Genomic DNA, 25,680 nt, shown 5'->3' with positions numbered 1-25,680 from the left:
ATATTCAATCGCGGTTGCGGAGTAGTCCATGTCGAATTTTGCTGAAGTGGCCAGCACCATCAGTGCCGAGGTCTATGAGAGCTTCAAGTTGGCGGTGGAAATCGGCAAATGGCCGGATGGGCGCAAGCTCAGCCAGGAGCAGAAGGAACTCTGCCTGCAGGCGATGATTGCCTATGAGCTCAAACACCTGCCGGAAGATCAGCACACCGGCTACATGGGGCCGCAGGAGTGTCAGTCCAAGGCCCATGAAGTGCCGAACATCCTGTTCAGTAGCAAAGCGGACACCCTGCACTGATGGCGTTGCTGGGCCAGGGCGCGCTGCGCAAGATGGCGGCGCAGCTGGCGGCGCCGGTCAGTTATCAGTTCTGTCTGGATGAGCAGCGGGTCGAGGTCAATCCGCTGATCGGCCAGACGCTGCGTATCGAGTATCTCGGGGCGATCCACTGTACCCACTGCGGGCGCAAGACGAAAAAGAGCTTCTCTCAGGGCTACTGCTATCCCTGTTTTACCAAGCTGGCGCAGTGTGACAGCTGCATCGTCAGCCCGGAAAAATGCCATTACGAGGCAGGAACCTGCCGCGAGCCGAGCTGGGGCGAGCAGTTCTGCATGACCGATCATGTGGTCTACCTGGCCAATTCATCCGGGGTGAAGGTCGGCATTACCCGGGCGACCCAGGTGCCGACGCGCTGGATCGATCAGGGCGCCAGTCAGGCGCTGCCGATCCTGCGGGTGGCCACCCGGCAGCAGTCCGGTCTGGTCGAAGACCTGCTGCGCAGTCAGGTGGCTGATCGCACCAACTGGCGTGCCCTGCTCAAGGGCGACGCCGAGGCGGTTGATCTGCCGGCGGTGCGTGAGCAGCTGTTTGAGCATTGTGCCGAGGGGCTGTCGGCGCTGCAGCAGCGTTTCGGCCTGCAGGCCATTCAGCCGCTGGCGAACGCCGAGGTGGTAGAAATTCGCTATCCGGTCACGGCCTATCCGGCCAAGATCGTCAGTCTGGATCTGGAAAAAACGCCATTGGTCGAGGGTACGCTGCTGGGCATCAAGGGCCAGTACCTGCTGCTCGATACCGGGGTGATCAATCTTCGTAAATTCACGGCCTACCAGGTCGCCATTTCTCAGTAAGGGCCACAAGCCATGCGCAACGATCAACCGAAAGTCATTTTCCTCAAGGACTATCAGGCGCCCGACTACCTGATCGACGAGACTCACCTGACCTTCGAGCTGTTCGAGGACCAGACCCTGGTTCACGCGCAGCTGATCCTGCGCCGCAATCCGGCGCGTGGCACTGATCTGCCGCCGCTGGTGCTCGATGGCCAGCAGCTCGAACTGCTCTCGCTGAAACTCGATGACCGCGAGCTGACGGCTGGCGACTATCAGCTGGATGACAGTCATCTGACCCTGCAGCCGGCGCAGGCCAGCTTCGTCATCGACAGCACGGTGCGCATTCATCCGGAGGCCAATACCGCGCTGGAAGGCCTGTACAAGTCCGGCAAGATGTTCTGCACCCAGTGCGAGGCCGAGGGCTTCCGCAAGATCACCTATTACCTCGACCGCCCGGACGTGATGAGTAAGTTCACCACCACGCTCAGCGCCGACAAGCAGCGCTACCCGGTGCTGCTGTCCAACGGCAACCCGATTGCCAGTGGTGAGGAAGAAGGCGGCCGACACTGGGCGACCTGGCAGGACCCGTTCATGAAGCCGGCCTATCTGTTTGCCCTGGTGGCCGGTGACCTGTGGTGCCTGGAAGACAGCTTCACCACCATGAGCCAGCGCGAGGTGGCGCTGCGCATCTATGTGGAGCCGGAAAATATCGGCAAGCTGCAGCACGCCATGGACAGCCTGAAGAAATCCATGAAGTGGGACGAGGAGGTCTACGGCCGCGAATACGACCTGGACATCTTCATGATCGTGGCGGTCAACGACTTCAACATGGGCGCCATGGAAAACAAGGGCCTCAATATCTTCAACTCCAGCTGCGTGCTGGCGCATCCGGAGACGGCCACCGATGCCGCCCACCAGCGGGTCGAGGCGGTGGTGGCCCACGAATACTTTCACAACTGGTCGGGCAACCGGGTGACCTGCCGTGACTGGTTCCAGCTGTCGCTCAAGGAAGGCTTCACCGTGTTCCGCGATGCCGAGTTCTCGGCAGACATGAATTCGCGCACGGTCAAGCGCATCGAGGATGTGGCCTTCCTGCGCACCAACCAGTTTGCCGAAGATGCCGGCCCCATGGCCCACGCGGTGCGCCCGGAATCCTTCATCGAGATTTCCAACTTCTACACCCTGACTGTCTATGAGAAGGGTTCGGAAGTGGTGCGCATGCTGCGCACCCTGTTGGGTGCCAAGGGGTTCCGCCAGGGCAGTGACCTGTACTTCGACCGTCATGACGGTCAGGCTGTGACCTGCGATGACTTCATCAATGCCATGGAAGATGCCAACGGCGTCGACCTGACCCAGTTCAAGCGCTGGTACAGCCAGGCCGGTACGCCACGCCTGGAGGTCAGCGAGAGCTATGACCCGGCGGCCAATACCTACCGCCTGGCTTTCCGCCAGAGTTGCCCGGCCTCGCCGGGGCAGAGCGAGAAGCTGCCCTTTGTCATTCCGGTGGAGCTGGCGCTGCTGGATAGCCAGGGACGTGAACTGCCGTTGCAGCTGATGGGGGAGGGCGCGCCGGTGGGTATCGTGCGAGTCCTGCAGGTCACCGAGAGCGAGCAGGCCTTCACCTTCCTCAATCTGGCCGATAAGCCGCTGCCGTCACTGCTGCGGGGCTTCTCGGCGCCGGTCAAGCTGCATTTCCCCTATAGCCGCGATCAGCTGATGTTCCTCATGCAGTACGATTCGGACGGCTTCAACCGCTGGGAGGCCGGGCAGCAGCTGGCGGTTCAGGTGCTGCAGGAGCTGGTTGGTCAAACGCAGCGCGGTGATTCGCTGCTGCTGGATCCGCGCCTGATCGATGCGCTGCGCAGTGTGTTGGGCAATGAAGCGCTGGACCCGGCCATGGTCGCCGAAATGCTGGCGCTGCCCAGCGAGGCTTACCTGACCGAGATCAGCGAGGTGGCGGATGTCGAGGCCATTCACTCGGCGCGTGAGTTTGCCCGTCTGGAGCTGGCCACGGCGCTCAAGTCACAGTTGCTGCAGCGCTATCAGCAGGCCCGCGCGGCTTCGCGCGCCGAGCCCTATGCGGCCACGGCCGAGCAGATTGCCCGCCGGGGCTTGCAGAACATTGCCTTGTCCTACCTGATGCTCCTTGGCGATGCCGAGGTGTTGGCGGCGTGTGAGGAACAGTTTGCCAATGCCGACAATATGACCGAGCGCTTGCACGCCATGGCGGTGCTGGTCAACTCGTCCCATGAAGCCGAGAAGTCGCGCGTGCTGGCGCAGTTTGCCGAGCAGTTCAAGGATGATCCGCTGGTCATGGATCAGTGGTTCAGTGTCCAGGCCGGCTGCAGTCGGCCGGGTGGTCTTGAGCGGGTGCAGGCTCTGATGACGCATCCAGCCTTCAGCCTGAAGAACCCGAACAAGGTGCGTTCGCTGATCGGTGCCTTCGCCAACCAGAATGCCGTGAATTTCCACTGTGCCGATGGTGCTGGTTACCGCTTCCTGGCCGATCAGGTGATCACCCTCAATGCCCTCAATCCACAGATCGCCTCGCGCCTGCTGACGCCGCTGACCCGCTGGCGCAAATATGCGCCGGCGCGGCAGGCGCAGATGCGCGAACAGCTGCAACGGATCATGGCCGAGCCGGCGCTGTCGCCGGACGTCTATGAGGTGGTGAGCAAGAGTCTGGCCTGAGCGGCATGCGCGTTACCGGTAACAGCATGTTGTTACCGGTAACGATAATGTTCGTTTGGGAGGCTCTAGCCTGAGCCTTCCTTGAGATTCTCCACCTCGTCTCGGCGATCTTTTCCTAGGTCAATTCACGCCACTGCGCTAGCCAATCGAGCAATTCGCTGGCTTTTCCTGAGTCAGTTGGTTGGTGAATGATCAGTCAGTTTTTTCTCTGTCATCCGATCGGTGATTGGTCGTTTTTTTGACTGCCAGCATCACTTTGGGTATCAAAATTGCTTTAACGCACGGCTTGGCCGGGGTGGTGCTTCCCCTGTGCCCGTCAATCAAGATTGTTCCATGGAGTAGTAGATGGATATCAAGGTGCGAAAAGCCTCGTTGAGTCTGGCGCCGGTGCAGGCCGGTTTTGCTCTGGCAGGTTTGCTGCCGCTGTTGCTGTCTGCCCAGGCTGGCGCTGTCGAATTCAGTTTCGCGGACGGCGAGGTGGGTGGCTCGATTGATACCACGGTCTCCTATGGCCAGCTCTGGCGTGTGCAGGGGCAGGATCAGAGCAACAACGACATCAATGGCAACGACGGAAATCGCAATTTCGATACCGGTCTGGTTTCCGAGGTGTACAAGGTCACCACCGATCTGGAAGTGACCTACGACAGTTACGGTGCCTTCGTGCGCGGTACGGCGTTCTATGACACTCAGATCATGGACAAGCGCAACGACTACGGCTCGGCCAACCATCCGGATCAGCCTTCGCAGAGCTACCCGGATGACAGCAGCTTTACCTATGCCACTCGCCACACGGCGGGTCGCAATGCTGAAATTCTCGATGCCTATGTCTACGGCAACTGGGATGTCGGCGATATGCCGGTGGGCGCGCGCCTGGGTCGCCAGGTATTCAACTGGGGTGAAGGGGTGTTCTATCGTGGTGGGGTGAATACCACCAACCCGGTAGATGCGGCCAAGTTCCGCCTGCCGGGAGCCGAGCTCAAGGAAGTGCTGGTGCCGGTCGAGGCGCTGAGCTTCAATCTGGGTCTCACCGAGAACCTGTCGATGGAAACCTTCTACCAGTGGAACTGGAAGGAAACCGCCATTGATCCGGTCGGTACCTTCTTCTCAGAGACCGACCTGTTCGCCGAGGGTGGCAATACCGCCTATACCACCGATTCGGCTGCCGCCAACCCGTTGTTCCAGAGCCTCTATTCGTCACTGTCCGGTGCCGGTCTTGGTGGTCTGCAGGGAACCGACTATCTCGATCAGAACGGCGTATTCAAGGTCGCCAATATCGGTTCCGATATCAATGCCAAGAACGATGGCCAGTTTGGCGTGGCTTTCCGTTATGTCGCCGAAGAGCTGAATGCCACCGAGTTCGGTTTTTACGTGATCAACTATCACGCCAAGGAACCGACCATCTATGCGGATGTGAACAACGCCTATGCCGGGCTGGATATCGATCAGCTGGCCTCCCTGGGCGGGTTCGCTTCCTATGACGATATGATGGCCACGGATCCTGATGGTTTGGTGGCTGGTCTGGTGGGTGGCGCGAGTGCCGTGGATATCGGTAATCAGGTCAATGCCCGTCGTGAGTTCGTCGAAGATATTCGCGTGTATGGCCTGAGCTTCAATACCACCATCGACGAGGCTTCGGTCTTCGGTGAGTTGGCCTACCGGCCGAACATGCCGGTGGGTATCGCCACTACCAACGACCTGCTCGGCGATCTGCTGCTGCAGGCGCCCGAGTTCGCCAATGGCCGCAACGTCAATATCGGTGGCCAGGATGTGACCCTCACTGACACCATCCACAACTACGAGCGTGTGGAAACCTTCAATAGCTCGCTGGGTACCATTCTCAACTTTGGTACTGCGCTGAGCTTCGACTCTCTGTTTGGTGTCGCTGAGCTGGCTTCTGAGCACTATCGCGGCAGCTCGCTGCAGTACACGGCGTTCGATGGCAGCACCCGCTATTACTCTGGTCGTGCCAATGGCTCCTACGTTTCGGGTTATGACCGTGGCGATCAGATCAACAAGAATGCCTACGGCTACACCTTGCTGCTGTCTGGTACTTGGAATGACGTCTATGCCGGTGTAAACCTGTCGCCGTTTGCGGTATACAAGGAAGACTTTGAAGGCAACTCGCACCAGACGGGTAACTTCATTGAGGGGCGTCAGGCGTACACCCTGGGTGTGCGTGCGAGCTACCTGAGCAATCTCGAAGCTGAACTGCAATACACCGAGTTTTATGGCGCTGGTCAGAACAACAGTGGTCGTGATCGCGACAACGTTGGTCTGAACGTCAAATACTCGTTCTAACAATTATTAGAAATGATCCGGGCGCGTCAGCGCCCGGCTGCTGATTCACCACGGAGAACCACAATGCTGAAAAAGCACACGCTGATTGGCGCGGCTGTTGCCCTTGCGCTTTCTGCTGGTAGCGCCCTGGCTGCTGTTTCCTCGGATGAGGCTGCCAAGCTGGGTAAATCCCTGACCCCCTTTGGCGCTGAAAAAGCCGCCAACGCGGCAGGCACCATTCCTGAGTGGACCGGTGGCATCACCAAGGCGCCGGCGGGCTACAGCAAGCCTGGTCAGCATCACGTCGACCCATTTGCCGGCGACAAGCCGCTGTTCACCATCACCAAGGCCAACCTGGATCAGTACAAGGCCAACCTGACCCCGGGTCAGATCGCCCTGTTCAATGCCTATCCGAACAGCTTCCAGATGCCGGTGTACCAGAGTCGCCGTTCCGGTTCCGCGCCGCAGTGGGTGTATGACAACACCATCAAGAATGCCACCAGCGCCAAGCTGATGGACGGTGGTAACGGTTTTGCTGATGCCTATGGCGGCATTCCGTTCCCGATTCCGCAGAATGGCGTGGAAGCCCTGTGGAACCACATCGCCCGCTACCGTGGTTCCTACATTGTCCGCCGCGCCTCGGAAGTGGCTGTGCAGCGTAACGGTGCCTACACCCTGGTGACCTCGCAACAGGAAGCCATGTTCAAGTACTACGATCCGAAAGGCTCGTACGCCGACCTGAACAACATCATGTTCTACTACCTGTCCTTCACCAAGAGCCCGGCACGTCTGGCCGGTGGTGCTGTGCTGGTACATGAGACCCTGGATCAGGTCAAAGACCCGCGTCAGGCCTGGGGTTACAACGCCGGCCAGCGTCGCGTGCGTCGTGCGCCGAACCTGGCCTATGACACCCCGATTGCTGCCGCTGACGGCCTGCGTACCGCCGACGATACCGACATGTACAACGGTGCCCCGGATCGCTACAACTGGAAGCTGATCGGCAAGAAAGAAGTCTATATCCCGTACAACAACTACAAGGTCACCAGCCCTGATGTTAAGTACGAGGACCTGCTGCAGGTAGGTCACCTGAACCCGCAGTTCACCCGCAACGAGCTGCACCGCGTGTGGGTTGTGGAAGGCACCCTGAAGTCCGGTGCCCGTCACATCTACTCCAAGCGCATTCTGTTCCTCGACGAGGACAGCTGGCAGGCTGCTGCGGTGGATCAGTATGACGGTCGTGGCGAGCTGTGGCGCGTGTCGCTGGCTTACCTGAAGAACTACTACGAGCTGCCGACCACCTGGTCTGCGCTGGATGTGTTCCACGATCTGCAGGCACGTCGTTACCATGTGCAGAACCTGGATAACGAAGAGCCGGCAACCATCGATTTCAGCCAGGCGATTCCGGATGACGGTTACTTCAAGCCGTCCGCCCTGCGTCGTCGCGGGACCCGTTGATTCGCAGGTGTTGAACAAAAGGCCGCTACTGTAGCGGCCTTTTTGCTATGGTCGCTGTAAGCGGACTGGCGGCGATGGCTTACAAAACATAACGACGCGCCGATTGTCAGGGCTTTTCAAAGGTGGATAGCATAGATGTTCTGTCGGGGAGTCCTGTATCCCTGCTGCACCACCTATAACAATAAGGGGGAAAGGTGTATGTGTGAGCCCGTCATGCGGCGCACTTCGTTCGATGCGCGCTCGCGCCAGGGAATGTCGGCCTTGGGCCTGCGTTCGCCTCTGGCCAAAGCGCTTTCGCTTTTTGGTGCACTGTCGTTGCTGACTGCCGCCGCGTTGCCGGTTCAGGCCGAGAGCGCGCCCGCCAGCGTCTATTCGATTATTTCGCCAAAAGCCCAGCACAGCCTGCTGATGGATGTCGTGCTGGCCGGCAAGCGTCTGGTGGCGGTGGGTGATCGCGGCCATATCCTTTTCTCCGATGACAACGGCGCCAGCTGGACTCAGGCCAAGGTGCCGTCGCGGCAGATGCTGACGGCGGTGTTCTTTGTCAGTGAGCAGAAGGGCTGGGCGGTCGGTCACGATGCGCAGATCCTGCATACCAGCGATGCCGGTGCCACCTGGACCGTGCAGTTTGAAGACCTCGAACGCGAAGCGCCGCTGCTGGATGTCTGGTTCCAGAACGAGCAGCACGGCCTGGCGGTGGGTGCTTACGGGGCGTTGCTGGAAACCACCGACGGTGGCCAGAACTGGGAAGATGTCAGCGACCGTCTGGACAACGAGGATGGCTACCACCTCAACAGCATCGCGGCAGTCACCGATTCCGGTCTGTTCGTGGTGGGTGAGCAGGGCAGCATGTTCCGTTCCGCCGACTGGGGCGCTACCTGGGAAACCCTCAAGGGCCCCTATGAAGGTTCGCTGTTCGGCGTGAGCGGCAACGGCGCTTCGGCCGGCGTTCTGGTCTACGGCCTGCGTGGCCACCTGTTCCGCTCCACCGATTTTGGCGGCAACTGGCAACAGGTCGAACTGAGCGCGGCCAATGGTCCGCTGGAGTTCGGCCTGTCGGGCGCCAGCCTCTTGCCCGATGGCTCGCTGGTCATCGTCGGTCATGGCGGCAGCGTGCTGAAGAGCACTGACGCCGGGCGTACCTTCAGCGTGCTCAATCGCAGCGATCGTCTGTCTCTTTCTTCGGTTAGCGCCGCGGCTGACGGCAATCTGATCCTGGTAGGGCAGGGTGGTGCGCATGTCGCTTCGCCGACGGGCGCCAGCCTGGACCAACAATAACAAGCCGGGGCTTTTTACAAGGAAAGACTGCGATGAGTAACCATCACCAGGACAAGGCGACCTTTCTCGAACGCCTGATTTTCAACAACCGGCCTGTGGTCATTCTGCTGTGCACCCTGGTCACCCTGTTTCTCGGGTGGCAGGCGACGCAGATCCGTCCGTCGACCAGCTTTGAGAAGATGATTCCGCTGAGCCATCCGTTCATCCAGAACATGTTGGAACACCGGAATGACCTGTCCAACCTGGGCAACACCGTGCGTATCTCGGTGGAAGCGGTCAATGGCGATATCTTCACCAAGGAGTACATGGAAACCCTGCGTCAGGTGAATGACGAGGTGTTCTATATTCCCGGTGTCGATCGTGCCGGCCTCAAGTCGCTGTGGAGTCCGAGCGTACGCTGGACCGAAGTGACCGAGGAAGGCTTCGCCGGTGGCGAAGTGATTCCGCAAACCTACGACGGTTCGGCCGCCAGCCTGGAAGAGCTGCGCAACAACGTGCTCAAGTCCGGTCAGATCGGGCGCATGGTGGCCAACAACTTCAAGTCCAGTACCGTGGATATTCCGCTGCTGGAGTCCTACCCGGATCCGAATGATCAGGGCAAGCTGATCAAGCTGGACTACCGCCAGTTCTCCCATGAGCTGGAAGAGAAGGTGCGCGACAAGTTTCAGGCGCAGAATCCCAATGTGAAGATTCACATTGTCGGTTTCGCCAAGAAGGTTGGTGACCTGATCGATGGCCTGATCATGGTGGTGGCGTTCTTTGGTATCGCGCTGGCGATCACCCTGGTGCTGCTGTACTGGTTCAGCTGGTGTATCCGGTCGACCATCTCGGTGGTCTCGACCACCCTGATTGCCGTGGTCTGGCAGCTGGGTCTGATGCACTCGGTGGGCTTCGGTCTCGACCCGTACTCGATGTTGGTGCCGTTCCTGATCTTCGCCATCGGTATTTCCCACGGCGTACAGAAAATCAACGGTATCGCCCTGCAGTCCAGTGGTGCGGATAACGCCCTGACCGCTGCCCGCCGTACCTTCCGTCAGCTGTTCCTGCCGGGCATGATCGCCATTCTGGTGGACGCCGTCGGCTTCATCACCCTGCTGGTGATCGATATCGGCGTGATCCGCGAGCTGGCTATTGGTGCCTCGATCGGTGTTGGCGTGATCGTCTTCACCAACCTGATCCTGCTGCCGGTGGCGATTTCCTATATCGGTATCAGCAAGAAGGCAGTCGAACGCAGCAAGGCCGATGCCGTGCGCGAACACCCGTTCTGGCGTCTGCTGTCGAACTTTGCCCACCCGGTTGTGGCGCCGGTTTCGGTGGTGATTGCCCTGTCCGCCGGTGTAGCCGGTTTCTGGTACCAGAAGGCCCACCTGCAGATCGGCGACCTCGATCAGGGGGCTCCGGAACTGCGTCCGGACTCGCGCTATAACCAGGACAACGACTTCATCATCAAGAACTACTCGACCAGCTCCGACGTGCTGGTGGTGATGGTCAAGACTGGTGCGGAAGGTTGCTCGACCTATGAGACCCTGGCACCGATCGACGAACTGATGTGGACCATGCAGAACACTGCCGGTGTGCAGTCGGCCATTTCCCTGGTGACCGTGTCCAAGCAGGTCATCAAGGGCATGAACGAAGGCAACCTGAAGTGGGAGACTCTGTCGCGCAACCAGGATGTGCTGAACAACTCGATCAGTCGTGCCGAGGGCCTGTACAACACCGACTGCTCGTTGGCGCCGGTGCTGATCTTCCTCGAGGATCACAAGGCCGAGACGCTCAAGCGTGCCGTGGCGGCGGTCGAGGCCTTTGCGGCTGAACATGAAAGCGAGGATCGCAAGTTCCTGCTGGCGGCCGGTAACGCCGGTATCGAAGCTGCGACCAACGTGGTGATCGCCAAGTCCGAGCTGCAGATCCTGATCCTGGTGTATATCTGCGTGGCGGTGATGTGCCTGATCACCTTCCGCTCCTTTGGCGCGATGCTCTGCATCATCCTGCCGCTGATTCTCACCTCGGTATTGGGCAACGCCCTGATGGCCTGGCTGGGTATCGGTGTGAAGGTGGCAACCCTGCCGGTGATCGCCCTGGGCGTGGGTATCGGTGTGGACTACGGCATCTACATCTACAGCCGCATGGAGAGTTTCCTGCGCGCCGGCCTGCCGCTGCAGGAAGCCTACTACGAGACGCTGCGCTCGACCGGTAAGGCCGTACTGTTCACCGGCCTGTGCCTGGCGATCGGCGTGGTCACCTGGGTGTTCTCGGCGATCAAGTTCCAGGCCGACATGGGCCTGATGCTGACCTTCATGCTGTTGTGGAACATGTTCGGTGCCCTGTGGCTGCTGCCGGCACTGGCGCGCTTCCTGATCAAGCCGGAGAAGCTGGCCGGCAAGCAAGGTGGTTCGCTGTTCGCCCACTAAGTGAGCGGCAATGAAAAACCGCGGCCATGAGCCGCGGTTTTTTATGTCTGCTGAAAACCCGGATGATTAATTTGGCGAGGCTGCCTCTTAGCGGGGGTACAGTGGCGGCAAGCTGTTTTCCGTGGTTACCGCCTCGGCGCTGAGTGCCGGTAGGCCTTTGACCGCTTTCCACAGGGCTTCGCCCTGCCAGTTCTGTCCGCTTTCGCTGTACAGCGCGCCATTGAGACCGTCGAGTGCTTCGGACAGAGGCGCATAACGTGCCGCCATGTCGGCGAGGGTTTCCGGCTGCTGGCGGGCCCAGGCATCCAGTGCCTGGCGGGTGGCCTGGGAGTCGTTGGCCAGGCAGGCGCGTTTGAGGTCGTCGAGCAGGGTTCTCGGGCTCGGTCCGGTACTGGCGGTAACCGCTACGGCCGGTTGCTTGCGTGCCCGCCACCACAGGCCAAAGCCCAGGGCAGTGGTCAGGGCGAAGAGTCCGGTGGACAGTTGCCACGGCCACAGGCGCAGACTGACGGGAGCACCTTCTGTTGCGGCGCCGCTAGACATGGCTTCGGCCTGTAACTGCGGATTGATCGCGACCTGCAGACGGCGTTCGGGCAGACGGGCGTATTCGAGACTGTCGGTGCGGGTATTCCACCACGGGACTTCGATGGCCGGCAGGACAATCTCGCCGCTGCGAGTGGGGACTAGCGCCACGCTTTCCTCGCGGCTGCCGAGCAGTCCGCGTTCATCGGCCTGATTGCGCGTCTGTGGCTGCTCGGGGTAGCGGCGCAGGCCACTCACTTCGGCCTGCTCCAGTGGCGGCAGCTGTGAGCCGGACAGCCCATCGGCCTTGAGCAGCACGTTGCGCGTCAGCGAAATACCCTCCATGGCCTTCTGTGGCTCAGGGCTCCAGGCTTCGCTGAGGCTGACCGCAGCGGCAGGCAGCCAGGGTGCATCGGCAGGGAACTCGGCGGGGCGTGGCTTGACCCGCAGCGGGATCTCCGGAGACTTGACCCGTGCCGCTTTGCCCGGACGCGCCCCGAAGGGCATGAAGTCCTGATTCTGCCGTGTATCGACCATGGTGGCGCTAAACAGCTGGGCGGGGATGCTCAGCTCGCCGCTCTTCTGCGGGTAGATGGCATAGCGCAGTTCGATCACGCCGTGGCGCACGCCGTTGATGATCTGCTCGAAGGTCTTCGGCTCACCCAGCGGTTCGACTCGTGCATCGCTCATCTGCAACGGGGTCAGGCTGCTGTCGTCGTACAGCGAGACCGAGTGATAGATGCGCAGGGTGAGCACGGTCTGAGCCTGCACATAGACTTCTTCCTGCGACAGGCTGGCATCGATGAATACCGGTGCCACTTGAGCGCTACTGGTCTCACTGCTTTTTTGTACCTGCAGTTGCAGCGCCGGACTGTGACTGTCGCCGACCTGCAGGGAGGGAATTTCCAGCTGCCCCAGGCGCCGTGGCAGCAGGCTGATAAGCCAGCGCGTGCTTTGCTGCGTGCCGCCAGTGCCGGTGCTCAGGCTGCTGACCTGGCGCGAGCCGAGAATCTCGAAGTCCTTTTTCAGCGGGGTCAGGTCTGGCGTGCTCTGGAGCATGGCGCCTTGGCTCTGCAGGGTCAGCTCGACACTTTCGCCTTCGCTGACCTGGGTGCGATCCAGGCTGGCACTGATCCCGGCGGCCAGGCAGTTGAGGCTGAACAGGGCCGGCACGGCGGCGCGGAGAATGGGATTCATGGCCGGTTTTCCTGGCGTTGCTGTTGTTCGATCCAGAACTTGCGCTTGAGCAGTTCGGCGGGGTCGTCGGGAATCTGCCGCAACCACTGTTCCAGTGCCTGTTGCTGCTCGCTGCTGAGGCCTTCGCTACCGGCGGCAGCATTCTGCTGGGGCGGCTCCGTTGTGGCCGAAGCGTGCTGATCGGCCGCAGCCTGGCCTTTACCGGCAGGTTCTACGCGAGTTGTTGTCGATTCGCCCTGGGACTGTTCGCGGTGCTTCTCGGCAGAAGACGATGCCGACTCACTCGGCGGTCTCTGCGGCGAATCATGTGGCTGCTTGCGCTCGCCCGGTTGTTTCTCGCTGCCTGCCGACGCTGCAGGCGGAGGCTGTTGTGCACCGTCTCCCTGCTGTTCGACGGATGCCTGTTCCTGCTGCCCTTGTTGCTGCTGTTTCTCTTGCTGTTGCTGGCGCAGCAGTTGCTCGACCAGGGCGCGATTGTGGCGGGCGGCACTTAGTTCAGGCTGCTTCTCCAGAGCGCTGTCGTAGGCGTCCAGAGCGGCAGCCAGCTCGCCACTCTTGGCCAGGGCATTGCCGCGGTTGTAATGGGCGCTGGCCGTATCGAACTGGGCAAAGCGCTCGGCAGCAGCGGCGTAGTCGCCGGCGGCGTAATGCGCCATGCCTTGCCATTGCTGATCGTTAAAGCGCTTGGCTGCCTCGCCGGCCTGGCCTTGCTCAAGCAGCTGGGCGCCTTGCTGATCGGCACGCTGCCACAGGTCGGCCCATTCCAGCGCGCGGGCCTGGGGTTGCCACAACGGACAGAGCAGTATCAGGAACAGCCAGCCCCGGCGGCCGGCGCAGGCGGCCAAGAGGAGCAGGGGTATGAGTAGCCAGTAGCCCTGATCGGACCATAGGGCGAGGATCGCCGGATCGCCCTGTTCGCGCAGGCTGTCGGGGCTGCCAAGCAATTGCAGGCGTTGCAGGTCGGCGTCATCCAGGCTCAGGCTGGCGTAGCGGCCGCCCTGGTCGGTGGCCAGGCGGGCCAGCGAGCCGCTTTGCAGGCGCGGAATGACGATGGCGCCGCTGGCATCCTTGAGGAAGCCGCCGCCTTCCAGGGCGATGGGGGCGCCGGCGACGGTGCCGACCCCGAGGATATCCAGGCGTACCGGTTCGCCCCGCAGGGCCGTGGCTATGCCGTCCTGTTCCTCGCCGCTCAGCTGGCTGGTCAGCAGGAGGATGCGGCCGCTGGCGGCGCCGGCCTGCTGTAGTAGTTCAACGGCACGGGCAATGCCCAGGTCGGCCCGCTGGCCGCTCTCGGGCATGATCGAAGGCTGCAGGGCCTGCAACAGGTTGCGGCTGGTCATCAGGTCGTCGGACAGCGGCACCACGGTGTGGGCGCTGCCTGCATACACCACCAGGGCGGTCTGTGCCTCCTCTCGGGCCTTGAGCAGGTCCTGCAGTTTGCGCCGGCTCTGTTCCAGGCGGCTGGGCGGCAGGTCGGCGGCGAGCATTGCCGGTGTCAGGTCCAGTACCACGACCAGCGGATCGGCACGCTTGATGCGGCTGTGTTCGACGCGTTGCCAGCTGGGGCCGAGCAGGACCAGTATGGCCAGCAGCCAGGCGACTCCCAGCAGTAGCCAGGCGCCGCGATAGCGCTGGCCGCGACCACTGCTGAGCAGGGCTTGCTGCATCAGTGCCGGCAGCAACAGTTGCCAGCGACCGCTGCGCTTCTCGCGATGCCACAGTTGCCACAACAGCCAGCCGAGCAGGGGCAGAGCCAGCAGCCAGAATGGTCGCAGCCAGTGTGGCCATAGCTCGGATGACCAGAGCTCGATCATGCTGACCTCCGGCGCAGACGCTGCCAGGCATCCGGCCACAGCTGCAGGGCCACCAGAAGCATGCTGGCCAGCAGAGCCAGGCCGAGTGGCCAGGCATGCAGGCCGTAGGTGGGGCGGGCAGAGGTAGCCTTCTGGCTGACCGGTTCGAGCTGGTCGAGGGTCTGGCCGATTTGCTGCAGCTCATCGGCACTGCGTGCCCGGAAGTACTGGCCGCCGCTGAGACTGGCGATTTCGCGCAGTGCCGGTTCATCGAGGTCGAGGCCCGGGCTCAGACCCAGCATGGCGGCCACGCCGGACTGTGCCGGCTCGGCACCGATGCCGATGGTGTAGATGCGCACCCGGGCTTCGGCAGCGAGCTTGGCCGCCGTGGCCGGGGCAATCTCCCCGGCGGTGTTGGCGCCGTCGGTAATCAGCACCAGCACGCGGCTTTGTGCCGGACGCTGGCGCAGGCGCTTCACGGCCAGACCGATGGCATCGCCCAGGGCGGTATTCTTGCCGGCGATGCCGATCTGCGCTTCCTCCAGCCAGGTCCGCACGGTGTGACGGTCAAAGGTCAGCGGCGACTGCAGATACGCCTGGCTGCCGAACAGGATCAGCCCGACCCGGTCGCCGCGGCGGCCTTCGATAAAGTCGGCGAACAGGGCCTTGACCAGCTCCAGGCGACTGATGTCCTCGCCCTGCCAGTGCATGTCTGGGTAATCCATGGAGCCTGAGACATCCACGGCCAGCAGCAGGTCGCGGCCGCTAGTGGGCAATGGCTGGGCTTCACCTATCCACTGCGGCCGTGCCGCGGCCAGCAACAGCAGCAGCCAGATCAGGGCGAACGGCGCCTGCCCCTGCCAGGCCGGCAGGCGGGCCTTGGCGCGGCGGCCGGCGAGGCCTTCGAGTTCGCCGAGAAAGCTCACCCGCAGCGCCGACTCGCCACTGTCGGCGGCGGGTAGCAGGCGTCGCATCACCCAGGGCAGTGGCGCCAGAAGGAAGACCCACGGCCAGGCAAATTCAAACATGTTTGCGAATCCAGGTGCCGACCGCCTGCTGCAGACCGGCCACTGCCTTGTCATCGAGACGGACATCGGCGCGGTAGGCCCCTTCAACCAGCACCATCCAGCGGGTCAGGCCGGCGGCCGGGCAGCGTGAGTCGAGGTAGGCCAGCCAGGCCCGGCCGCTAAGGGTCAGGCTGGGGTCGTGGTGCTGGCGGCTCTGGCACAGGCGCTTGAGCAACTGGTTGAGCTGCTGCAGCCAGGGGCCTGCAGGCTCGCCGGCCTGCGGTGTGGGCAGACGCTCCAGTTCCAGCAGGGCGGCCAGGCGCAAGGGATCGATGAGCTTCTGCTCGCTCGACGACTGGCGCCTCGGTCGGCGCTGCCACAGGCGCCATAGGCCCCAGAGCAGTGCCGCCAGCACAATGGGCAGCAGCCACCAGCCCGGTGCCGGCGGCCAGGCGCTGATGGCCGGCGGAGCGATCAGAGGCTCCAGCTGATCCAGCGGATTCATCGTCTGGCTCCCAGCGGGTGCAACTGATCGCGCAGTTGCTCGACCAGTTCGAAGCGGGTGGACAGTGGCAGCAGGGGCACGCCGAGTTTCTGCGCCAGGCGCTGCCAGCGCGAGCGGCGGGCTTCGGCCAGTTCGCGGTAGCTGTTGCGCAGGTATTCGTCCTGGGTATCCAGTTCCAGCTCGGCCTCACCTTCGACAAAACGCAGCAGGCCGGCGCTGGGCAGGGCATGGTCCAGCGGGTCGTTGAGCGGCAGCAGGATCAGGTCGGTATGTCGAGCGAGCAGGGAAAGTTGCTGCTCGGAAGTATCGTTGAGGGCGCGTTCGTCGCAGAGAATCACCACCAGGCTGCCCGGTCGCAGTACCTCGCGGGCGCGGCGCAGGGCCAGGCTGAAGGTTTCCCGCGGGGCGCGGCCGTCGCTGCAGCCCAGCTGCTGATTGCTGCGCACCAGCACGTTGAGCAGCTGCAGCAGGCTTTGCTTGCTGCGCCGCGGCTTGATCTCATGGTGTTCCTGGTCACTGAACACCAGGCCGCCGATGCGGTCGTTGTGGTTCAGCGCGGCCCAGCCGAACAGCGCCGCGGCCTGGGCCGCGAGCACTGACTTCAGGCACAGCTGGGATCCGAAGAACAGCCGGCTGCTCTGCTCGATCACCACGAAGACCGGGCGCTCGCGTTCCTCATGGAACAGCTTGGTGTGTGGCTCCTGGGTGCGCGCGGTCACCCGCCAGTCGATGGTGCGCACGTCGTCGCCGGCCTGATAGGCGCGCACCTGATCGAAGTCGACACCACGCCCGCGCAGCTTGGAGTGGTGCAGGCCGATCAGCGGGCTGCGCCGCGCCGGCGTGGAGAACAGCTGCACTTCGCCGACCCGATGGCGCATCTCGATCAGTTCGCCGAGGGATACGCGGATGCCGGGTTGCGAGGGTAGCTGCATGGGCGGGTTCTGTCCGTGGCCGTCAGGCCACGGCTACCACGTCGAGAATGCGCTGGATCACGCGGTCCTGGTCGATGCCGGCGGCTTCGGCCTCGAAGGTCAGGATCAGGCGGTGGCGCAGCACGTCGAACAGCACGGCCTGTACATCCTCGGGGCTTACGAAGTCGCGCCCGGCCAACCAGGCATGAGCGCGCGCGCAACGATCCAGGGCAATGGTGCCGCGCGGGCTGGCGCCGTAGGTCAGCCAGCCGGCCAGCTCGGCGTCGAACTTCGCCGGGGTGCGGGTGGCCATCACCAGTTGCACCAGGTATTCCTCCACGGCATCGGCCATGTACAGACCGAGGATCTCGCGGCGGGCGGCAAAGATGGCGTCCTGGGTGACCGGCTGGGGCGGCGGGGCTTCACCATTGAGGGCGTCGCCGCGGGCCTGCTGGAGGATCTTGCGCTCCACGGCCGCATCCGGGAAACCGATCTTCACGTGCATGAGAAAGCGGTCGAGCTGGGCCTCGGGCAGCGGGTAGGTGCCTTCCTGCTCGATCGGGTTCTGCGTGGCCATCACCAGAAACAGCGGCGGCAGGTCATAGGTGCTGCGGCCGATCGATACCTGGCGCTCGGCCATGGCTTCGAGCAGCGCCGACTGCACCTTGGCCGGTGCGCGGTTGATCTCGTCCGCCAGGACCAGGTTGTGGAAGATCGGCCCCTGCTGGAAGGTGAAACTGCCGGTTTCCGGGCGATAGATTTCGGTGCCGGTGATGTCGGCCGGCAGCAGATCGGGGGTGAACTGGATGCGATGGAATTCGGCCTCGAGACCGGAGGCCAGTTCCTTGATGGCCTTGGTCTTGGCCAGACCCGGGGCGCCTTCGACCAGCAGGTGTCCGTCGGCGAGCAGGGCAATCAGCAGGCGTTCGACCAGTTTTTCCTGGCCGAGGATCTGCGTTGCAAGAAAATGTCGCAGCGTGACAAGCGCTTCACGGTGATCCATCGCTATGCTCTTTTCAATTGTGACCACTGGGTCAGAACCGCCAGCGGCGGGGCGGCAGCCACTTTAAATCATTCGGCTGCGCTTCGACCAACTCGCCGCCTGCAAGTTGCATCACGGTTCTGCATTTATGTGGCTCGCCTATGCTTTCCCACTGCAACGATTCCTCACAGCAACGCTTCCTCCCAACAACAAAATCTGCGGAGCATCACCATGGCGTTTTTCACTGCTGCCAGCAAAACCGACTTTCAGCATCAACTGCAAGCGGCGCTGGCCCAGCACGTCAGCGAACAGGCCCTGCCACAAGTAGCGCTGTTCGCCGAGCAGTTCTTCGGCATCGTTTCCCTGGATGAATTGAGCCAGCGACGTCTGTCCGATCTGGTTGGCTGTACCCTGTCGGCCTGGCGTCTGCTGGAGCGTTTCAAGCCCGAGGCACCGCAGGCGCGGGTGTACAACCCGGACTACGAGAAGCATGGCTGGCAGTCGACCCATACCGCCGTGGAGGTGCTGCACGCCGATCAGCCATTCCTGGTCGACTCGGTGCGCATGGAACTCAATCGCCGCGGCTACAGCATCCATACCCTGCAGAACAGCGTGTTCAGCGTGCGTCGCAACAAGCAGGGCGAACTGCTGGAGCTGTTGCCCAAGGGAAGTACCGGCAAGGATGTGCAGCACGAAGCGCTGATGTACCTGGAGATCAACCGCTGCGCCAATGTCGGCGCGCTGAAGACCCTGGAGAAGGCCCTGCAGGATGTGCTGGCCGAAGTGCGCCTGGCGGTCGCCGATTTCCCGGCGATGAAGGCGCGCGCCGAGGCGCTGCTGGCGGGGATGGGCAAGAGCAAACGCAAAGGCGATGCGGCCGAGCTGGAAGAGGTCAAGGTGTTCCTCAGCTGGCTGATCGACAACCATTTCACCTTCCTCGGTTTCGAGGAGTTCAGCGTGGAGGAGCAGGGTGGTGTGTCGCGCATCGTCTACGACGAAGGCTCGTTGCTGGGCCTGAGCAAGATGCTGCGCCAGGGCCTGCCGGCCAGCGAGCGGGAGATCGACAGCGAGGCTGCCAGCTACCTGCGCGAGCCGATCATGCTGTCCTTCGCCAAGGCTTCCGAGCCCAGTCGCGTGCACCGCCCGGCCTATCCGGATTACGTTTCGCTGCGCGAGCTGGACGGCAAGGGCAAGGTCGTCCGCGAATACCGCTTCATGGGCCTGTACACCTCCTCGGTGTATGCCGAGAGCGTGCATCACATTCCCTACATCCGCCACAAGGTCGCCGAGGTAGCGCGCCGTTCGGGCTTCGATGCTCAGGGGCATCTGGGCAAGGAGCTGGGTCAGGTGCTGGAGGTACTGCCGCGCGATGACCTGTTCCAGACGCCGGTCGATGAACTGTTCAACACTGCGATCAGCATCGTGCAGATCCAGGAGCGCAACAAGCTGCGCATCTTCCTGCGCCGCGATCCCTACGGGCGCTTCTGCTACTGCCTGGCCTATGTGCCGCGCGATGTGTATTCCACCGAGATCCGCGTGAAGATCCAGCAGATCCTCATGGAGCGCCTGCAGGCCAGCGACTGCGAGTTCTGGACCTACTTCTCCGAGTCGGTGCTGGCACGCGTGCAGTTCATCCTGCGCGTCGATCCGCGCAACCGCGTGCAGGTGGATATTGCCCGCCTGGAGCAGGAAGTGATCCAGGCCTGCCGCTCGTGGAAGGACGACTACACCAGCCTGATGCTGGAGAGCCTGGGCGAGGGGCACGGCACCCAGGTGCTGGCCGATTTCCCGAAAGGCTTCCCGGCCGGCTACACCGAGCGCTTCGCGCCGCATTCGGCGGTGATCGACATGCAGCACCTGCTCAGCCTGTCCGAGCAGCGGCCGCTGGTGATGAGCTTCTACCAGCCGCTGGCCCAGGGCGAGTCGCAGCTGCATTGCAAGCTCTACCACGCCGATACGCCGCTGCCACTGTCGGATGTGCTGCCGATTCTGGAAAACCTCGGCCTGCGCGTGCTGGGCGAGTTCCCCTACCGCCTGCGCCGCCAGGATGGCCGCGAGTTCTGGATCCACGACTTCGCCTTCACCTATGCCGGCGCCCAGGTGCCGGATATCCAGGTACTCAACGAGACCCTGCAGGATGCCTTCGTGCACATCGTCAACGGCGATGCCGAGAACGATGCCTTCAACCGCCTGGTGCTGGCCGCCGGCCTGCCGTGGCGTGACGTGGCGATGCTGCGGGCCTATGCCCGCTACCTCAAACAGATCCGCCTGGGCTTCGATCACGGCTACATCGCCAGTACGCTGATCAACCATGCCGACATCGCCTGCGAGCTGGTGCGTCTGTTCAAGACCCGTTTCTACCTGGCCCGCAAGCTCACCGGCGAAGACCTGGAAGCCAAGCAGCAGAAGCTGGAACAGGCCATCCTCGCCGCGCTGGACAATGTCGCGGTGCTCAACGAGGACCGCATCCTCAGGCGCTACCTGGACCTGATCAAGGCCACCCTGCGCACCAACTTCTATCAGCCCGATGCTAGCGGCCAGGTCAAGCCATACTTCAGCTTCAAGCTTAACCCTCGCGCTATTCCCGATATTCCGCGACCGGTGCCCAAGTTCGAAATCTTCGTCTACTGCCCGCGTGTCGAGGGCGTGCACCTGCGCTTTGGCGACGTGGCTCGTGGTGGCCTGCGCTGGTCCGACCGCGAGGAAGACTACCGCACCGAGGTGCTGGGCCTGGTCAAGGCGCAGCAGGTGAAGAACGCGGTGATCGTGCCAATGGGCGCCAAGGGCGGCTTCATTCCGCGCAGGATGCCGGTGGGTGGCAACCGCGACGAGGTGCTTGCAGAAGGCATCGCCTGCTACCGCATCTTCATCAGCGGCCTGCTGGATATCACCGACAATCTCAAGGACGGCCAGGTCGTGCCACCGGTCAATGTGGTGCGCCACGACGCCGACGATCCCTACCTGGTGGTGGCGGCCGACAAGGGCACCGCGACTTTCTCCGACATCGCCAACGGCATCGCCCTGGACTACGGCTTCTGGCTGGGCGACGCCTTCGCCTCCGGCGGCTCGGCTGGCTACGACCACAAGGGCATGGGCATCACCGCCAAGGGCGGCTGGGTCTCGGTGCAGCGGCATTTCCGCGAGCAGGGCATCGACATCCAGAAGGATGTAACCACGGTGATCGGTATCGGCGACATGGCCGGTGACGTGTTCGGCAACGGCCTGTTGCTGTCCGAGCAGTTGCAGCTGGTCGCCGCGTTCAACCACCTGCACATCTTCATCGATCCCAACCCGGACCCGGCGGCCAGCTTTGCCGAGCGCAAGCGTCTGTTCGAACTGCCGCGCTCAAGCTGGGCCGACTACGAGGCCAAGCTGATTTCCGAGGGCGGCGGCATCTTCCTGCGCAGCGCCAAGAGCATCCCCATCAGTGCGCAGATGCAGGCGCGTTTCGCCATCCAGGCCGACAAGCTGGCGCCCAACGACCTGCTCAACGCCTTGCTCAAGGCGCCGGTGGACCTGATCTGGAACGGCGGCATCGGCACCTATGTGAAGTCGAGCAAGGAGAGTCATGCCGACGTCGGTGACAAGGCCAACGATGCCCTGCGCGTCAATGGCAGCGAACTGCGCGCCAAGGTCTTCGGTGAGGGGGGCAACCTCGGCATGACCCAGCTGGGCCGGGTCGAGTTCGGTCTCAATGGCGGCGCCGGCAATACCGACTTTATCGATAATGCCGGTGGCGTGGACTGCTCCGACCACGAGGTGAACATCAAGATTCTCCTCGGTGGCGTGGTCCAGGCCGGCGATATGACCGAGAAGCAGCGTAACAAACTGCTGGCCGAGATGACCGATGAGGTGGCTGCGCTGGTGCTGGGCAACAACTACAAACAGACCCAGGCGCTGTCGCTGGCCCAGCGCCGGGCCCGCGAGCGTATCGGCGAGTACCGCCGACTGATGGCCGCCCTGGAGTCCGCTGGCAAGCTCGACCGCGCCCTGGAGTTTCTGCCTTCCGAGGAGGAAATCAGCGAGCGCCTGGCCAACGGCCAGAGTCTGACGCGCCCGGAGCTGTCGGTACTGATTTCCTACAGCAAGATCGATCTCAAGGAGGCCCTGCTGAAGTCGCGGGTGCCGGACGATGATTACCTGATCCGCGACATGGAAACGGCCTTCCCGCCCAAACTGGTGGCCAAGTTCGGTGCGCAGATGCGTCAGCACCGCCTCAAGCGTGAGATCGTCAGCACGCAGATCGCCAACGATCTGGTCAACCACATGGGCATCACCTTCGTGCAGCGGCTCAAGGAGTCCACCGGCATGAGTGCGGCCAATGTCGCGGCGGCCTATGTGATCGTCCGCGACGTGTTCCGCCTGCCGCACTGGTGGCAGCAGATCGAGGCCCTGGATTACCGGGTGCCGGCCGAGCTGCAGCTGGCGCTGATGGATGAGCTGATGCGTCTGGGCCGCCGTGCCACCCGCTGGTTCCTGCGCAACCGCCGCAACGAGCTGGATGCGGCGCGCGATGTGGCGCACTTTGCGCCGCGGGTGGCGACGCTGACCGGCAAGCTGGACGAGTTGCTTGAAGGCCCAGCCCGCGAGCAGTGGCTGGCGCGCTATCAGGGCTATGTCGAAGCCGGTGTGCCGGAGCAGCTGGCGCGCTTGGTGGCCGGCACCAGTCACCTGTACACCCTGTTGCCGATCATCGAGGCGGCGGATGTCACCGGGCAGGACGTGGAGCAGGTCGCCGAAGTGTTCTTTGCAGTCGGCAGCGTGCTGGATTTGTCCTGGTATCTGCAGCAGATCACCGCACTGCCGGTGGAAAGCAACTGGCAGGCGCTGGCGCGCGAGGCCTTCCGCGATGATCTGGACTGGCAGCAGCGTGCCATTACCGTGGCAGTGCTGCAGCAGCCGGGTAAGGCGGCCAGCAGCGAGCAGCGTCTGGCGACCTGGCAGGCGCAGCACAAGGTACTGGTCGAGCGCTGGCGGGTGATGCAGGCCGAGCTGCGTGCGGCCACTGGGGCGGATTACGCCATGTATGCGGTGGCCAGTCGGGAGTTGATGGACCTGGCGCTGAGCGGTCAGGGCGGAAACTGATCGTTCCTGCAACGAAAAAGGCCCCGGCAAATGCCGGGGCCTTTTCATTTATGTGCTCGTTCAGTGGCCGGCTTGCAGCTGGCGCAGGTAGGCCACCACATCCGGGGCGCCGGCCAGGCGCAGGCCTTCGCCGAGGGCGGCCGATTCCGGGTTGTGTTTGGGCAGCAGGAGAAACTCCGGAGCCCCCGGGTCGCGCAGCAGCGACAGACGTGCATAGGGCAGGCCGGTGAGCAGCAGGTCCATGAAATGCGGGTCGCTCCAGCTCTGTGGCGGCATGGCCAGCATGAAGTAGCGGTTGTCCAGTTCGGCAAGGCCAGCGGGGTTCAGGCGGTAGTGGGTCAGTTCGGCCGGAAGCATCAGCTCCAGGCCACGCCGCCGCGCGTAGATGATGGCGCAGGCCAGGGCGACCTGCTGCTGTTCGCCGCACCAGTACAGGCGCTGGCCACGCCAGTCGGCGCTCTTCAGTTGCAGCGCTTCGCCGACCAGATGGCGCGGCAGGGCCAGGCTCAGGGTCTTTACGAAATCCTTGTAGCTGATGATGCGCAGTTGCTTGCCAGCAGGGCTGTTGGCGATGTCTTCCAGGGTCTGCCAGGCGTCATTGGGCTGGCCGCACAGACCGTCCAGCTGACGAAGGTCGAAGTTTTCCAGGCTGCGGTGTTCTTCGCGGACCAGCCCGAGGAGTACCGCGCGGGCTTCGGCCTTGTCTTCCTGCACCGGTCCGGAGAGGGCACCATGGGTCATGTCGACGAGGCGTTCGAGCGGGGCACTGTGTTGCCACCATAGCGAGTCGCGAGGAGCGGGCAACGACTGGAAAGGCAGATGGAGCTCCTGTGCGCGCTGGCCCAACAGTCGACCACGCCCACTCAGGCCCAGGCGCTGGGCGAGGGCAGACAGGCGTGATGACAATGTCGGGGGTGACAGGCTCATGCCAGATTGAAACTCCATCTTCAAGTGCTGCCAGTTTGGCAGAGCAGCGCGCGTTGTGCATCCTCCTTGTGGCATGTGTCGCGGCAAGGCGCAAGTGCTATCGCGGTTGTGCCACACTTGCCGGGGAGCACCGAGGAGGGATGATGCCCAGTCTGATTTTCGATCTGGCGTTGCCGGCTGAGCGTTTCCTCGCGGTCTACCGCGGGCAGGCCAATCGCGTGCAGGTGCTAAGCCGTGATGGCCGCAAGGTCAGCCTGCCGGCCCATCACTTGCGCCCATTTCTCACCCACGAGGGTATCTACGGCTGTTTTCGTCTGGATTTCAACGCATCCGGCGAGCTGCTGGAACTGGTGCGCCTGTCCGTCGCAGGTGCTCCGCGACCGGGTGGACTACAGGTCTGAGCGTTGCAGCGGCTATAATCGCCGCCCCTTTGCCTCGCTGAAGCCGCTCCCATGTACACCCTGGCCCGCCACCTGCTGTTCAAATTCGCCCCGGAAACCTCCCACGAGCTGTCCATCGACCTGATCGGCGCTGGTGGCCGTCTGGGCCTGAACAAGCTGCTGCTGCCGGCGCCGCGTCGTCTGCCGGTCAAGGTCATGGGGCTTGAGTTCGACAATCCGGTGGGGCTGGCTGCCGGCCTGGACAAGAACGGCGATGCCATCGACGGTTTTGCTCAGCTGGGTTTTGGTTTTATCGAGATCGGCACCGTGACTCCGCGTGCACAGCCGGGCAATCCCAAACCGCGCATTTTCCGCCTGCCCGAGGCCACGGCGATCATCAATCGCATGGGCTTCAACAACCACGGCGTTGACCATCTGCTGGAGCGGGTCAAGAGTGCCCGCTACCGCGGCGTGCTGGGCATCAATATCGGCAAGAATTTCGATACCCCGGTCGAGCGCGCGGTCGATGATTACCTGATCTGCCTGGACAAGGTGTACGCCCATGCCAGCTACATCACGGTCAACGTCAGCTCGCCGAATACTCCGGGCCTGCGCAGCCTGCAGTTCGGTGATTCGCTCAAGCAACTGCTGGGCACCCTGGCCAGCCGTCGCGCCGAGCTGGCCCGCGAGCATGGCCGGCATGTGCCGCTGGCGATCAAGATCGCCCCGGACATGAGCGACGAAGAAACCGTGGAAGTGGCCCATGCCCTGCTGGAAACCGGCATGGATGCGGTGATCGCCACCAACACCACGCTCAGCCGCGAAGGCGTCGAGGGGCTGCCGCATGGCGCCGAGGCCGGCGGCCTGTCCGGTGCGCCGGTGCGCGAGAAGAGCACTCACACTGTGAAGGTGCTGGCGGGTGAACTGGCTGGGCGTCTGCCGATCATCGCCGCCGGTGGCATCACCGAGGGCGCTCATGCGGCTGAGAAGATCGCCGCCGGTGCCAGCCTGGTGCAGATCTACTCTGGCTTCATCTATCGCGGACCTGAGCTGATCCGCGAGGCGGTGGATGCCATCTCTGCGATGCCGGGTCGCAGCTGAGGCAATAAAAAGGGCCCCTGAGAAGGGGCCCTCTGGGCTTGCGCCCGCCGTCCGGAT

General features: G+C 62.9%; 17 protein-coding genes. 10 read left to right on the top strand and 7 right to left on the bottom strand.

Going from position 1 to position 25,680, the window contains the following annotated elements; translation table 11 throughout:
• Positions 1-28: 28 nt before the first annotated feature.
• The 7 genes from HNP49_RS10280 (at position 29) to HNP49_RS10250 (ending at position 11,213) form a co-directional block, all read left to right on the top strand.
• Complete coding sequence (locus tag HNP49_RS10280) at positions 29-295, top strand: YeaC family protein (RefSeq protein WP_184682953.1); 267 nt, start codon at positions 29-31, stop codon at positions 293-295.
• Positions 295-1,122, top strand: a complete 828-nt coding sequence (locus tag HNP49_RS10275) for a DUF2797 domain-containing protein (protein ID WP_184682952.1) — start codon at positions 295-297, stop codon at positions 1,120-1,122. Before HNP49_RS10280 ends, HNP49_RS10275 begins: the two co-directional genes overlap by 1 nt.
• A 12-nt stretch (positions 1,123-1,134) precedes the next feature.
• The gene (gene pepN, locus HNP49_RS10270; protein ID WP_184682950.1) at positions 1,135-3,792 is read left to right on the top strand and encodes an aminopeptidase N; all 2,658 of its coding nucleotides are present in this window, start codon (positions 1,135-1,137) and stop codon (positions 3,790-3,792) included.
• A 345-nt stretch (positions 3,793-4,137) separates the two neighbouring features.
• A complete protein-coding gene (locus tag HNP49_RS10265; protein WP_184682948.1) occupies positions 4,138-6,090 on the top strand; it encodes a DUF1302 domain-containing protein in 1,953 nt (650 codons plus the stop codon).
• Between the two features lie 63 nt (positions 6,091-6,153).
• Complete coding sequence (locus HNP49_RS10260; RefSeq protein WP_184682946.1) at positions 6,154-7,524, top strand: DUF1329 domain-containing protein; 1,371 nt, start codon at positions 6,154-6,156, stop codon at positions 7,522-7,524.
• Between the two features lie 198 nt (positions 7,525-7,722).
• On the top strand, positions 7,723-8,802 hold the full coding sequence (locus HNP49_RS10255) for a YCF48-related protein (RefSeq protein WP_184682945.1): 1,080 nt from the start codon (positions 7,723-7,725) through the stop codon (positions 8,800-8,802).
• A gap of 32 nt (positions 8,803-8,834) precedes the next feature.
• A complete protein-coding gene (locus HNP49_RS10250) occupies positions 8,835-11,213 on the top strand; it encodes an RND family transporter (protein WP_184682943.1) in 2,379 nt (792 codons plus the stop codon).
• Positions 11,214-11,300: 87 nt separating this feature from the next.
• Here HNP49_RS10250 and HNP49_RS10245 read toward each other — a convergent pair whose 3' ends face one another.
• From HNP49_RS10245 to HNP49_RS10220, 6 genes are read right to left on the bottom strand one after another with little or no spacing between them, the layout of a single operon-like run.
• The gene (locus tag HNP49_RS10245; protein WP_184682941.1) at positions 11,301-12,932 is read right to left on the bottom strand and encodes a BatD family protein; all 1,632 of its coding nucleotides are present in this window, start codon (positions 12,930-12,932) and stop codon (positions 11,301-11,303) included.
• A complete protein-coding gene (locus tag HNP49_RS10240) occupies positions 12,929-14,746 on the bottom strand; it encodes a VWA domain-containing protein (protein WP_184682940.1) in 1,818 nt (605 codons plus the stop codon). Before HNP49_RS10240 ends, HNP49_RS10245 begins: the two co-directional genes overlap by 4 nt.
• On the bottom strand, positions 14,743-15,753 hold the full coding sequence (locus HNP49_RS10235; protein ID WP_184682938.1) for a VWA domain-containing protein: 1,011 nt from the start codon (positions 15,751-15,753) through the stop codon (positions 14,743-14,745). Before HNP49_RS10235 ends, HNP49_RS10240 begins: the two co-directional genes overlap by 4 nt.
• Positions 15,746-16,237, bottom strand: coding sequence for a DUF4381 domain-containing protein (locus HNP49_RS10230; RefSeq protein ID WP_184682937.1), 492 nt, complete (start codon positions 16,235-16,237; stop codon positions 15,746-15,748). Before HNP49_RS10230 ends, HNP49_RS10235 begins: the two co-directional genes overlap by 8 nt.
• Positions 16,234-17,169, bottom strand: coding sequence for a DUF58 domain-containing protein (locus tag HNP49_RS10225; RefSeq protein ID WP_184682936.1), 936 nt, complete (start codon positions 17,167-17,169; stop codon positions 16,234-16,236). The genes HNP49_RS10230 and HNP49_RS10225 overlap by 4 nt, the downstream gene beginning before the upstream one ends.
• Before the next feature lie 22 nt (positions 17,170-17,191).
• A complete protein-coding gene (locus tag HNP49_RS10220) occupies positions 17,192-18,151 on the bottom strand; it encodes a MoxR family ATPase (protein ID WP_095939043.1) in 960 nt (319 codons plus the stop codon).
• A gap of 210 nt (positions 18,152-18,361) precedes the next feature.
• Here HNP49_RS10220 and HNP49_RS10215 point away from each other — a divergent pair, with 210 nt between their 5' ends.
• Positions 18,362-23,215, top strand: coding sequence for an NAD-glutamate dehydrogenase (locus HNP49_RS10215; RefSeq protein WP_184682935.1), 4,854 nt, complete (start codon positions 18,362-18,364; stop codon positions 23,213-23,215).
• 60 nt (positions 23,216-23,275) lie between these two features.
• Here HNP49_RS10215 and HNP49_RS10210 read toward each other — a convergent pair whose 3' ends face one another.
• Entirely contained in the window at positions 23,276-24,142 is an 867-nt protein-coding gene (locus tag HNP49_RS10210; protein WP_184682934.1) for a DUF6685 family protein, read from the bottom strand.
• A 143-nt stretch (positions 24,143-24,285) separates the two neighbouring features.
• On the opposite strand from HNP49_RS10210, the gene HNP49_RS10205 reads away from it, so the two are divergent.
• Positions 24,286-24,543 carry a DUF2835 domain-containing protein gene (locus HNP49_RS10205; protein ID WP_184682933.1) on the top strand — a complete coding sequence of 86 codons (258 nt, stop codon included), beginning with the start codon at positions 24,286-24,288 and terminating at the stop codon, positions 24,541-24,543.
• Positions 24,544-24,594: 51 nt separating this feature from the next.
• Positions 24,595-25,623: a quinone-dependent dihydroorotate dehydrogenase gene (locus HNP49_RS10200; RefSeq protein ID WP_184682932.1), complete on the top strand. Its 1,029-nt coding sequence runs from the start codon at positions 24,595-24,597 to the stop codon at positions 25,621-25,623.
• Positions 25,624-25,680: the final 57 nt, after the last annotated feature.

This window comes from Pseudomonas fluvialis (assembly GCF_014207935.1).
Classification (GTDB): domain Bacteria; phylum Pseudomonadota; class Gammaproteobacteria; order Pseudomonadales; family Pseudomonadaceae; genus Aquipseudomonas; species Aquipseudomonas fluvialis_A.
The sequence above is the reverse complement of the archived record's forward strand: the minus strand, read 5'-3'. Positions and strand labels throughout refer to the sequence as shown.